The following is an 11411-nucleotide window of genomic DNA, read 5'->3' on the forward strand; positions in this document are numbered from 1 at the left end:
ACGAGGAGTGAGCATGCCCAAAACTGACAGCGCGGCGGTAGCGCAGGTCGTCAACCCCGCCACCGGTGCGCGGGAAAACAGCTATCCCCTGACGACGCTGGACGAGGCACTGAAGGCGGCGGAGCGCGCGAAGGCGGCGCAATTGGACTGGCGCAAGACCAGCTTCGCCGACCGTGCGGCGGTGGTCGGGAAGGCCGCCGCCCTGCTGCGCGACCGGGCGGACGATTATGCCGCGCTGATGACGCAGGAGATGGGCAAGACCCTGACCGACGGGCGCGCCGAAATCGAGAAGTGCGCGGCGCATTGCGACTGGTTCGCCAAGAATGCCGAACGCTACCTTGCCGATCAGCCGGTCGATGTGGACGGGGCAGGAGAGGTGTTTGTCACCTTCAATCCGCTTGGCGTCGTGCTTGCGGTCATGCCGTGGAATTTTCCCTTTTGGCAGGTCATCCGCTTTGCCGCACCCGCGCTGATGGCGGGCAATGGAGCGGTGCTGAAGCACGCCAGCAATGTGCCGGGCTGCGCGCTCGCGATCGAGCAGCTGTTCCGTGATGCCGGTCTTCCCGACGACCTGTTTCGCACCCTGCTGTTGCCGAGCAAGGACATCGCTCATCTGATCGAAAGTCCGCATATCGCTGCCGTCACGCTGACCGGCAGCGTCGCGGCGGGCAAGAGCGTCGCCGCAGCCGCCGGCGGTGTGCTCAAGAAGTGCGTGCTCGAGCTTGGCGGATCGGACGCCTATCTGATCCTCGACGATGCCGATCCCGCCGCCGCCGCCAAGGTCGCGGCGACCGCGCGGATGGTGAACGGCGGCCAGAGCTGCATCGCGGGCAAGCGCTTTATCGTCGTCGAAGCCATGAAGCAGCAGTTCGAGGCCGCGTTGGTCAAGGCGATGCGAGCCTATGCGATTGGCGATCCGACCGAGGAGAACACCAAGCTCGGGCCGATGCAGAGCGTCGAGGCACGCGACGAGGTTCACGAGCAGGTCGAGAAGAGCATCGCCAACGGCGCGAAGCTCCTGCTGGGCGGCGAAATCCCGGACAAGGCGGGCGCGTGGTACCCCGCCACGGTCCTTACCGACGTCGCCGCCGGCCAGCCTGCGCATGACGAGGAAATCTTCGGACCGGTCGCGGCGATCATCACCGCGAAGGACGAGGCCGACGCCATCCGCATCGCCAACGATAGCGAATTCGGGCTCGGCTCGGGCGTGCTGACCGGCAACCTCGACCGCGGCCGCCGCATCGCCCGCGACGAACTCGACGCGGGGATGAGCTTCGTCAATGAGAATGTTCGCTCCGATCCCCGGATGCCGTTCGGCGGGGTCAAGCACTCAGGGTACGGCCGCGAATGCGCCGACTATGGCATCCGCGAGTTCGTCAATATCAAGACGGTGCTGGTGAAGCCGCTGGGATCATCCGGACAGGCAAAGGTCGAATAGGGTCGCGGTCGGTAAGTACCGGGGGCCGTCGCCGCCAGACGCGTGAGCTTTCCGCTGCGATTGGCGTATTGACGGCGTTTCTTGCCGTGAGGCGAAGTCCGACTTCGCAAGCGCGGTGGCGACGGACGATGACGGGCGGCGATGCCTGACCCGGGCGGCAACGATCCCCGGCATCCGGGATGCCTGTCCGTACGTTATGAGAGCATGTCGGAGACGATCGAAAGCCTTCACCAGCGAATGGAGCGCGCTGCGCTTGCACTGGATTTCGAAGAAGCGAAGCGCTGTCGCGATCGGATTGCGCTGCTGCGCGGCGGGGCGACGCCGGATGAGGCCGAGCAGGCCGACTTCGAGGGGATCAAGCGGCAGGAGCCTGGCGCGATGGGCCTCGGCACCAGCCAGCAGCGCATGACGCCGCCGCCCGGGTGGAAGCGGCCACCCAAACCCGATCCGATGACGTCCGGGCGGTTATCACGAGGCCGCCGCCGCCCATGACCGCGGATGCGCGCCAGACGCTACTCACCTTTCTCGCAACGCGCGCGCCGGACGCGACCGTTTGCCCCAGCGAGGTCGCGCGGGCGATGGCTGCCGGGGAAGACTGGCGCATGGTCATGCCGGTGGTCCACTCGGCGGTCGATCGCCTGCTCGAGGAGGGCGTGATTCGGTTGAGCTGGAAAGGGCAGCAACTAGCCTCGCGTGCCGGGCCTTACCGGATCGGTATCAAAGTTCCGCGACAAGACTCATAAAGGATGTCGTGGCTATCGCCAATGTCCGCTTTGGGTGGAAAGCGGACATTCGATATGCTCATCTCGATATGATGCGAGCCCGAAGTATCCGCAGAAAAAGAAAACTAGCGGCGTTGCTGGGCTTCGTCGGCTGCATCGCAGCAACTACATGGCTCTACGACCACCGCCATTTTGCCTTCCAATGGCCGAGGAACATCCAGCATGAAGTGCTCGGAACGACTATCGCTACTGATGACAGCCTCATCTCCAAAGAGCGGCATTTCTCTCAATTCGGCGAAGGCTTCGCGAGATGGCGTTACAAGGCCGACGCCTCTGCGTCTGACCTAAGGCGTCTTTGTGGAGAAACCGACGTGGCGACTTGCAAGTTCACCCGCTCCCGCAAAGTTGAAGACGGGGCTGATGTGTCGGTAAGCCTTTCAAGAGGCGTGCTTACCATTGAAGAGGTGTGGAACTAACGTCTGCTTAGGGTGGAAAGCGGACATCACGGCTGGGCGGCTAACTGCTCCAACGCGTTTGATGCGGCTGCACTGACCTGCTGCCACATGGGATGGCCAGTGAACGCAATATCATCCCCGTTACCAACGCTCCCTAAGACGATCTCCAGCGCAGCTTTGAGATGCTGAATGGCAGCGACCTCAGTGTGATTCAGCAGCGTGACGCCGATGTCAGTCTCGTCCAAATCATTGTCATCGAAGAAAAAGTGAAAGACCTCGTCGATGCCAGCAGCCAATCCCTTCTCTCTTTGCGCACTCCAGAGGGTGCGCGGGTCAGATGAAGCCATTTCGTGGAGGTAGAGGACCATCTCGCTACGACGGTGGGGCATCGAAAGCGGCAACTGGGAGTGTTCCGCTGAATCCATAGCGGAAGCACTAAACTACTGCGCAATGTCCGCAATGGGTCGAAAGCAGACATTTTGCGTAAGCGGCTGTTGCCGGGGTAGGGGACCGTGCACCGGTCGATCGTCCGCCCCCTAGAGGCACGCCTCCAGATACGGCTGGTCGAACCCGTACTGCTTAGCCTTGTCGAGGGTATAGGGGCGAAGGCCCATGGCGCGATATTCGCCGATGATCTTGCCGTCGGCAGTTTCGTCGAGATATTCGAACTTGAACAGCTCCTGGGTGACGATGACCTCGCCTTCCATGCCGATCACTTCGGTGATGTTGGTGGTGCGGCGCGACCCGTCGCGAAGACGCTTCACCTGCACGATGAGATCGACCGAGTCCGCGATCTGGCGGCTGATCGCTTCTTTCGGGATCTTGATGTCGCCCATCATCACCATGTTCTCCATACGCGCGAGGCATTCGCGCGGGGAGTTGGAGTGGAGGGTTGCCATCGAGCCGTCGTGACCCGTGTTCATGGCGGCCAGAAGGTCGAAACATTCCTGGCCGCGAATTTCGCCGAGGATGATCCGGTCGGGACGCATACGCAGCGCGTTGATGACGAGGTCGCGAATGGTGATCGCGCCCTGTCCCTCGAGGTTGGGCGGACGGGTTTCGAGCGGCAGCCAGTGCGGTTGCTGGAGGCGAAGTTCGGCCGCGTCTTCGATGGTGATGACGCGCTCGCCTGGGTCGATCATCTTCGACAGGGCGTTCAGCATGGTGGTCTTGCCCGAACCGGTACCGCCCGAGATGACGATGTTCATCCGCGCCGCGCCCGCGATCTTGAGGCAGGTCGCCATCTTTTCGCTCATCGAGCCGAAGCCGCGCATCATGTCGAGCGTGATCGGCTTTTCCGAGAACTTACGGATCGAGATGGCGGTGCCCTTGAGGCTTAAGGGCGGGATGATGACGTTGACGCGGCTGCCGTCGGCAAGGCGGGCGTCGGCGAGCGGCGTGGTCTGGTCGACGCGGCGGCCGACCTTGTTCACGATCCGCTGGGCGATCTGGAACAGATGTTCCTCGTCGCGGAACTGAATCTGGGCGAGCTGCAGCTTGCCCTTCTTTTCGATAAAGGTCTGGTCGGGGCCGTTGACCATGATGTCGCTGACCGCCGGATCGGCGAGCAGTTCCTCGAGCGGCCCGAGACCGAGCAGTTCGTCGACCAGCACCTTTTCCAGCGCGAACTGCTCGCGCCGGTTGAGGTTGATCTTGAGCTCGATCAGCACTTCCGAGATGATCGGGCGAAATTCCTCGGCCAGTTCGTCCTTGCTGAGGGTCGCGGCGGCTTCGGGATCGACGCGCTCGAGCAGGCGCGGGAGCACCTGCTCCTTGATCCGGTGGACCGAGGCTTCGAACCCTTCCTGCCTCGACGACCCCGCATCCGCGCTGGCGTTCATGCGGTTGTTCAGCCGGTCCATCGCGCCGCCCGGTTCGACCGCCGGGGCAGCGGCAGATGCGATCTCAGGCTCGTCGATCGGCGGGAATTGCTCGCCGCCGCCCGGGGCACCGGCAGCGCCGCCCTTCATCGGACGGGCCACGCCGAAGCTTGGGCGCCCACCGCCACGCTTTCCGAATGCGCTCATGCCCGTACTGTCCCGTCTCTCTTTAAGCGAAGTTCAGCGTGGTTGATGCCACGCAAACTTTGCCAAAAAGCTAATCGGGGAAGGCGTTTCTTAACTATGCGGAGCTGCGGGCTGCCTGCTCCGGGCGCGAAGGGTCAGGCCTCGGCGCTCTCGGCGAGGATGGTGAGGCCGCTGTCGCCGACCTCGGCAAACCCGCCGGACACGCGGATCCGCTCGGGGGTGCCGTTGGCGGTGCGATAGACTGCCAGTTCGCCATCGCGCAGCGTGGTCATGAAGGGCGCATGGCCGGCCATCACGCCGAACTCACCCTCAGTACCGGGGACTACGACCATGTGGACGTCGTCGCTCATCAACTGGCGCTCGGGAGTGACGAGGGTGAAGTGAAGGTCTGCCATCGCTTGTTACCTGCTCCCCTCCCGCGGGCGGGAGGGGCTGGGGGTGGGCCTTCGTCAATCTGAGGGATAGGCGGCCGCGAAAGACCTACCCCTCGACCCCCTCCCGCGAGCGGGAGGGGAAGGGGCGCTTACGCGTCGGCGGCCAGCTTCTCGGCCTTGGCCACCGCCTCGTCGATCCCGCCGACCATGTAGAAGGCGTTTTCGGGAAGGTGGTCGTACTCGCCGTTCACCACCGCCTTGAACGAGCGGACGGTGTCTTCGACCTGCACGAACTTGCCGGGGATGCCGGTGAACACTTCGGCGACGTGGAACGGCTGCGAGAGGAACTTCTGGATCTTGCGGGCGCGGCTGACGACCAGCTTATCCTCTTCCGACAGTTCATCCATGCCAAGAATGGCGATGATGTCCTGCAGGCTCTTGTACTTCTGAAGCACTTCCTGAACCGCGCGGGCGGTTTCATAATGCTCCTGGCCGACCACCGAGGGGGTCAGCACGCGGCTGACCGAGTCGAGCGGATCGACCGCCGGGTAGATGCCGAGCTCGGAAATCGCGCGGCTCAGCGTCGTGGTGGCGTCCAAGTGGGCGAACGACGCGGCCGGGGCCGGATCGGTAAGATCGTCGGCGGGAACGTAGATCGCCTGCACCGAGGTGATCGAGCCCTTGTTGGTCGAGGTGATGCGTTCCTGCAGCTGGCCCATGTCGGTCGACAGGGTCGGCTGATAGCCCACGGCGGAGGGAATACGGCCAAGCAGCGCCGACACTTCCGAGCCCGCCTGGGTGAAGCGGAAGATGTTGTCGACGAAGAACAGCACGTCCTGGCCTTCGACGTCGCGGAAATATTCGGCCTGGGTCAGACCCGACAGGGCGACGCGGGCGCGCGCTCCCGGCGGCTCATTCATCTGGCCGAACACGAGCGCCACCTTGGATCCCTCGCTGGTCGGGTTGCCGTCGGCGTCGCTGGCGATGACGCCGGCTTCGAGGAACTCGTGATACAGGTCGTTACCCTCGCGGGTACGCTCGCCGACGCCGGCGAACACGCTGACGCCGCCGTGGCCCTTGGCGATGTTGTTGATCAGTTCCTGGATCAGCACGGTCTTGCCGACGCCGGCGCCGCCGAACAGGCCGATCTTGCCGCCCTTGGCGTAGGGAGCGAGGAGGTCGATGACCTTGATCCCGGTGACCAGGATCGAGGCGTCGGTCGACTGGTCGACGAACAGCGGGGCGTCGGCGTGGATCGGTGCCGACATGTCGCTGCCGATGGGGCCACGCTCGTCGATCGGTTCACCGATGACGTTCATGATGCGGCCGAGGGTCTTGGGACCGACGGGAACGCGGATCTGCGAGCCGGTGGCGCGGACCGATTGACCGCGGGTCAGGCCCTCGGTCGCGTCCATGGCGATGGTGCGGACCATGCTCTCGCCGAGGTGCTGGGCAACCTCGAGGACCAAGCGGTTACCGTTGTTGTCGGTCTCGAGCGCCGACAGGATGGCCGGAAGCTCGCCGTCGAAGGCGACGTCGACCACGGCGCCGATCACCTGCGCGACGCGGCCGGTGAGGTTGGAAGTGGTGCCCGTCGTGGGGGCCATGATGTTGTCGGCGGCGGTAGCCATGGCTGTTTTCCTTGCCTTGTCGTGTCTGTTTAAAGCGCTTCGGCGCCGGAGATGATCTCGACCAGTTCGGTCGTGATCGCAGCCTGGCGCTGGCGGTTGTATTGAATGGAGAGGCGATTGATCATGTCGCCGGCGTTGCGGGTCGCATTGTCCATCGCGGTCATCTGGCTGCCGTAGAAGCCGGCCTGATTTTCCAGCATCGCGCGATAGATCTGGATCGCGACGTTGCGCGGCAGCAGCGCGGCGAGAATTTCTTCTTCGTCCGGCTCATATTCGACCGCGGCCGAAGTAGCCGAACTCGGAGGCGCACCTGCGTCGTTGGCGGCGCGCGGCTTGACCGGGATGATCTGCTCGACCGTCGGTTCCTGCGCGAGGACCGAGCGGAAGTTCGAGTAAGCCAGATGCGCGACGTCGAACTCGCCCGCTTCGAAGCGGCGGGTGACCTCGGCGGCGACGGCCTGCGCGTCGGCGTAGGTCGGGTTCTTCATTTCGCTGGTGTCGTACTGGCCGACGATCTTGCCCGATCCGAAGAAGCGGGTCAGCACCGGGCGGCTCTTGCGGCCGACGATGTAGAAGCTGACGTCCTTGCCCTGCGCGACCAGCTCATCGGCCTGGCGGCGAACCGCGCGGACGATGTTGGTGTTGAACGCGCCGGCAAGCCCCCGATCCGAGCTCGCGACCACGATCAGGTGGCGCTGGTCCGAACCGGTGCCCGCGATCAGCTTGGGGCTCTGCGGGCCGACGGTGATCCGGCTGGCAAGACTGGCGACGACATCGCTCAGCCGCTGCGAATAGGGACGGCCCTGCTCGGCATTGCTCTGCGCACGGCGAAGCTTCGCCGCGGCGACCATCTTCATCGCCTTGGTGATCTTCTGCGTCGACTTGACCGAGCCGATGCGGAGCTTGAGGGCTTTAAGCGATGCCATCTTCGTTCCTTTACCCCTCCCGCGCTGGGGAGGGGACTAGCTTCAGGCGAACTGCTTGCCGAACTCGCCGAGCGCGCTCTTGAGCGAAGCGGCGGTTTCGTCGTCCAGCGCCTTGGTGTCGCGGATCTTGGCCAAAATCTCCGGCTTGTCCGAACGCATGTAGCTGAGCAATGCGGCTTCGTAGCGGGTCACGTCGTTGGTAGGCACGCTGTCGATGAAGCCCTGGGTGCCGGCGAAGATCGCGACGACTTGTTCTTCGATCGGCATCGGCTGGAACTGGCCCTGCTTCAGGAGCTCAGTCAGGCGCGCGCCGCGGGCCAGCAGCTTCTGGGTCGAGGCGTCGAGGTCCGAACCGAACTGCGCGAAGGCGGCCATTTCGCGATACTGAGCCAGCTCCAGCTTGATCGAGCCGGCGACCTTCTTCATCGCCTTGGTCTGCGCGGCCGAGCCGACGCGGCTGACCGAGAGACCGACGTTGATGGCCGGACGAACGCCCTGGTAGAACAGGTCGGTCTCAAGGAAGATCTGGCCGTCGGTGATCGAGATGACGTTGGTCGGAATGTAGGCCGACACGTCGCCCGCCTGGGTCTCGATCACAGGAAGCGCGGTCAGCGAGCCGTTGCCGTTGGCATCGTTCATCTTGGCGGCGCGCTCGAGCAGCCGGCTGTGCAGATAGAAGACGTCGCCCGGATAGGCTTCGCGGCCCGGCGGACGGCGCAGCAGGAGCGACATCTGGCGGTAGGCGACGGCCTGCTTCGACAGATCGTCGTACACGATCACGGCGTGCATGCCGTTGTCGCGGAAATATTCGCCCATCGCGCAGCCGGTGTAGGGCGCAAGGAACTGCAGCGGGGCCGGCTCCGACGCGGTGGCGGCGACGACGATGGAATATTCCATCGCGCCATTTTCTTCGAGCGCGCGTACGATCTGCGCGACGGTGGAGCGCTTCTGGCCGACCGCGACGTAGATGCAGTACAGCTTCTCGTTCTCGTTATCGCCCTGATGCGCGGCCTTCTGGTTGATGAAGGTGTCGAGCGCGACGGCGGTCTTGCCGGTCTGGCGGTCGCCGATGATCAGCTCGCGCTGGCCGCGGCCGACGGGGACGAGGGCGTCGAGGGCCTTGAGGCCGGTCTGCATCGGCTCGTGGACCGACTTGCGCGGGATGATGCCTGGTGCCTTTACTTCGACGCGGCTGCGCTTTTCGGCGACGATCGGGCCCTTGCCGTCGATCGGGTTGCCGAGCGCGTCGACAACGCGACCGAGCAGGCCCTTGCCGACGGGAACGTCGACGATGGTGCCGGTGCGCTTGGCGGTCGAGCCTTCCGAGATGTTCGAGTCAGACCCGAAGATCACGACGCCGACGTTGTCGGCTTCGAGGTTCAGGGCCATGCCCTTGGTGCCGTTCTCGAACTCGACCATCTCGCCGGCCTGGACGTTGTCGAGGCCGTGAATACGGGCAATGCCGTCGCCGACCGACAGCACCTGGCCGACTTCGGAGACCTGCGCGTCGGCGTCGAAGTTCGCGATCTGGTCGCGGATGACGCGGGAGATTTCAGCGGCGCGGATATCCATGTTCAGCCTTTCATAGCCGTAGCTAGAGTATTGAGTTTGGTGCGGATCGACGCGTCGATCATCTGGCTTCCGAGCCGGACGACGATGCCGCCGAGGATGGAGGGATCGACGCGGGCATCGATACGGATGTCACGCCCGACGCGGGCGCCGAGCTGGGTCTTAAGCGCAGCAATCTGGTTGTCGTCGAGCGGACGGGCCGAGGTAACCTCGGCCGTGGTCTCGCCGCGATGATTAGCCGCAAGCGAGCCGAAGATGCGGATAATGTCGGACAACTGGCGCAGGCGGCCGTTCTTTGCCAGCACCGCCACGAAGCGGGTGGTCAGCGGATCGAGGCCCATCGAGGGAGCGACCGCGTCCAGCGCCTTGCTGGCCGCGTCGCGCGATACCAGCGGACTGGAGACCAGGCCCTGCAGGTCACGCGATTCGCCAAGCGCCGCCTTGAGCTTGTCGAGGCTCTGCCCGACGTTATCGATCTGGCGTTCGTCGCGGGCAAGGTCGAACAGCGCAGACGCATAGCGTCCCGCTAAGCTGGCCCGAATGCCGCCGGAAGTCTCCACGCGCCCAAAGCTCCGTCAAAGATATGCAAAGCGGGGCGTCTTCGACCTTGCGATCGATCACCCCTGCCGGATTGCCGCGCCCCTAGCAGGGGGGTCGGGACGATGCAAGGCGAGTCACAGGTCGAGGCGGAGGAAACGGGTGAAATCGCTGGTCGGATAGCCGCCGAACGGGTCACTCGCGAGGAAGCCCGCGCGCTCGTACAGGCGGAGCGCGGCGGCGAAATCGGGCGTGGTCCCGGTTTCGAGCAGCAGGCGGTCGTAGCCGCGGGCGCAGGCTTCGGCGGTGATGGCCGCGAGAATCGCCTTGCCGGCGCCTTTGCCGAGCGCGGCCGGGTCGGTCCGCATCGACTTGATCTCTCCTTCGCCGTCCCCGAGCGCTTTCAACGCACCGAAACCAAGGAGTTCGCCGTGCTCGCGGGCGGTGAAGAAGGTGATGGAGGGATGGGCGAGAGCCGAACCGGGGAGCACGTGGCAGGCCTCGGGCGGCGAATGGGCGTGCATGGCGGCCACATGGAGAGCCAGCAGCGCCTGAACGTCGGGCCGGTCGAGTTCGCCTTGCGTGATGGTGATCGGCATGGCGCCTTTCCTAAACCGGTGCGCGCGGCGGGGCGAGGTGAAGCTTTGACCGCAATATTCGGGACGCGCCCGGCGCTCGGGCTTGGTAGAAGCGTTGGCATGATCGACGAACAATCGGCGTGGGAAGCCTTCGAGGCGAGAGACCGCAAGGCGGACGACCGTTTCGTCGTGGTCGTCAGCACCACCCGCATCTACTGCCGTCCTTCATGCCCGGCACGGCGCCCGCGGCGCGAGCATGTTCGCTTCTTCCCCACCGGCGAAGAGGCGGTCACCGCCGGCTATCGCGCTTGCCTGCGCTGCACGCCCGATACGGTGGCGCGGGACCGGGCGGCGGTGGCTGCCGCCCTGACGCTGCTGGAGCAGGCGGAAGAAAAGCTGTCGCTTGACGCGCTGGCGAGTGCGGTCGGTTATGCCCCGCATCATTTCCAGCGTCTGTTCACCCGCGATGTCGGCGTTTCGCCTGCGGCCTGGCAACGGGCGCGTCGGCTGAATGACGCGGATCGGCGGCTTGGCGATGGCGCTTCCGTGGCAGACGCAATCTACGAAGCGGGCTATTCGGCGCCGAGCCGCTTCTATGCCGACGCAAAGGCCGCTGGCCTCAAGCCGGCAGCGCTGCGCAAAGGAGGAGAAGGCATGATCATCGATTGGGCCCGGGTCGAGAGCGCATTCGGGCCCTTGCTGATTGCGGCCACCGAGCGCGGGCTCTGCCGGGTCTGCTTCGACGAGGATGAAGCTGCGCTACGGGGCCGTTATCCGGCGGCGACGTTCAACGAGAATCCGGACGCCCCCTTGATCCAGGCGGCGCTGGCCGCGATCGACGACCCGGCGCTGGCCGCGTCCTTGCCCACCGATGTCTCGGGCACCGCGTTTCAGCAACGCGTGTGGGCCGAGCTTCGGCGTATCCCGCCGGGTGAGACACGGTCCTATCTCGATATCGCCCGGGCGCTCGGCGATCCGAATGCGACCCGCGCGGTGGGGACGGCCAACGGCGCCAATCCCATCGCCATCATCGTGCCATGTCACCGGGTGGTGCGGAACGACGGATCGCTCGGCGGCTATGCCGGGGGGCTGGAGCGCAAGAAGGATCTTCTCGCCGCCGAAACAAAGCACGCGCAAGGTTCGTTGCTTTGAGG

At 64.8% G+C, this 11411-nt stretch carries 13 protein-coding genes; 5 read left to right on the forward strand and 8 right to left on the reverse strand.

Going from position 1 to position 11411, the window contains the following annotated elements:
- Positions 1 to 13 precede the first annotated feature (13 nt).
- From V6R86_RS08630 to V6R86_RS08645, 4 genes are all read left to right on the forward strand, one after another.
- The gene (locus tag V6R86_RS08630; RefSeq protein ID WP_338503752.1) at positions 14 to 1438 is read left to right on the forward strand and encodes an NAD-dependent succinate-semialdehyde dehydrogenase; all 1425 of its coding nucleotides are present in this window, start codon (positions 14 to 16) and stop codon (positions 1436 to 1438) included.
- A 204-nt stretch (positions 1439 to 1642) separates the two neighbouring features.
- Positions 1643 to 1930 (forward strand): UvrB/UvrC motif-containing protein, encoded by a 288-nt coding sequence (locus tag V6R86_RS08635; protein WP_338503755.1) that lies wholly within the window; start codon positions 1643 to 1645, stop codon positions 1928 to 1930.
- A complete protein-coding gene (locus tag V6R86_RS08640; protein WP_338503757.1) occupies positions 1927 to 2181 on the forward strand; it encodes a DUF3253 domain-containing protein in 255 nt (84 codons plus the stop codon). The genes V6R86_RS08635 and V6R86_RS08640 overlap by 4 nt, the downstream gene beginning before the upstream one ends.
- Before the next feature lie 8 nt (positions 2182 to 2189).
- Positions 2190 to 2636: a hypothetical protein gene (locus V6R86_RS08645; protein ID WP_338503758.1), complete on the forward strand. Its 447-nt coding sequence runs from the start codon at positions 2190 to 2192 to the stop codon at positions 2634 to 2636.
- A 26-nt stretch (positions 2637 to 2662) separates the two neighbouring features.
- Here the strand turns inward: V6R86_RS08645 and V6R86_RS08650 are convergent, their stop codons facing one another.
- From V6R86_RS08650 to V6R86_RS08685, 8 genes are all read right to left on the reverse strand, one after another.
- Positions 2663 to 3040 (reverse strand): SCO4402 family protein, encoded by a 378-nt coding sequence (locus V6R86_RS08650; RefSeq protein WP_338503760.1) that lies wholly within the window; start codon positions 3038 to 3040, stop codon positions 2663 to 2665.
- Positions 3041 to 3151: 111 nt separating this feature from the next.
- Positions 3152 to 4642 (reverse strand): CpaF family protein, encoded by a 1491-nt coding sequence (locus V6R86_RS08655; protein ID WP_338503762.1) that lies wholly within the window; start codon positions 4640 to 4642, stop codon positions 3152 to 3154.
- Between the two features lie 134 nt (positions 4643 to 4776).
- Positions 4777 to 5037 (reverse strand): ATP synthase F1 subunit epsilon, encoded by a 261-nt coding sequence (locus V6R86_RS08660; RefSeq protein WP_338503764.1) that lies wholly within the window; start codon positions 5035 to 5037, stop codon positions 4777 to 4779.
- Between the two features lie 128 nt (positions 5038 to 5165).
- Positions 5166 to 6623 (reverse strand): F0F1 ATP synthase subunit beta, encoded by a 1458-nt coding sequence (gene atpD, locus V6R86_RS08665; RefSeq protein WP_338505457.1) that lies wholly within the window; start codon positions 6621 to 6623, stop codon positions 5166 to 5168.
- Between the two features lie 53 nt (positions 6624 to 6676).
- Positions 6677 to 7573: a F0F1 ATP synthase subunit gamma gene (locus V6R86_RS08670; protein ID WP_338503765.1), complete on the reverse strand. Its 897-nt coding sequence runs from the start codon at positions 7571 to 7573 to the stop codon at positions 6677 to 6679.
- Between the two features lie 42 nt (positions 7574 to 7615).
- Positions 7616 to 9145: a F0F1 ATP synthase subunit alpha gene (gene atpA / locus V6R86_RS08675; protein ID WP_338503766.1), complete on the reverse strand. Its 1530-nt coding sequence runs from the start codon at positions 9143 to 9145 to the stop codon at positions 7616 to 7618.
- 2 nt (positions 9146 to 9147) lie between these two features.
- The gene (locus V6R86_RS08680) at positions 9148 to 9702 is read right to left on the reverse strand and encodes a F0F1 ATP synthase subunit delta (RefSeq protein WP_338503767.1); all 555 of its coding nucleotides are present in this window, start codon (positions 9700 to 9702) and stop codon (positions 9148 to 9150) included.
- A 114-nt stretch (positions 9703 to 9816) separates the two neighbouring features.
- Positions 9817 to 10278 (reverse strand): GNAT family N-acetyltransferase, encoded by a 462-nt coding sequence (locus V6R86_RS08685; protein ID WP_338503768.1) that lies wholly within the window; start codon positions 10276 to 10278, stop codon positions 9817 to 9819.
- Positions 10279 to 10377: 99 nt separating this feature from the next.
- Between V6R86_RS08685 and V6R86_RS08690 the strand changes: the two genes are divergently transcribed.
- Complete coding sequence (locus V6R86_RS08690) at positions 10378 to 11409, forward strand: methylated-DNA--[protein]-cysteine S-methyltransferase (protein ID WP_338503770.1); 1032 nt, start codon at positions 10378 to 10380, stop codon at positions 11407 to 11409.
- The last annotated feature ends 2 nt before the right edge of the window (positions 11410 to 11411 follow it).

The organism is Sphingomonas kaistensis, assembly GCF_036884275.1.
In the GTDB taxonomy this organism is placed as follows: domain Bacteria; phylum Pseudomonadota; class Alphaproteobacteria; order Sphingomonadales; family Sphingomonadaceae; genus Sphingomicrobium; species Sphingomicrobium kaistense_A.